Consider the following 307-nt stretch of genomic DNA (forward strand, 5'->3'; position numbering starts at 1 on the left):
AACTTGGCTGAGGAGTTCGGCGAACGTGCGGTCACCGGCCACCTGGACACGCAGTACCACGGTATTGACAAACATGCCCACCAGCTCATCGAGTGCGGGGTGGCTGCGGCCGGCGACTGGGATCCCCACGGCCACATCGGGATTGGCACTAAGCTGAGACAGCAGCGCGGCCAGGCCGGCTTGGATGACCATGAAACTCGTCGCGTAATGCTCGTGGGCCACCCGTGCCACTTGGCGTTGCAGGGCTGGGGGCCATTCCACCCTCAGAATCGCGCCGCGGTGCTCAGCCACCGGTGGGTAGGGGCGG

1 protein-coding gene is annotated in these 307 nt (G+C 65.8%); it reads right to left on the minus strand.

The genetic code is table 11. From position 1 onward, the window contains the following. Nucleotides 1–307 (minus strand): condensation domain-containing protein (locus F0Q45_RS27100; RefSeq protein ID WP_149656712.1); only part of this gene is annotated, 307 nt, incomplete at both ends.

Source organism: Mycobacterium simiae, from assembly GCF_008370645.1.
GTDB classification, from domain to species: Bacteria; Actinomycetota; Actinomycetes; order Mycobacteriales; family Mycobacteriaceae; genus Mycobacterium; species Mycobacterium simiae_A.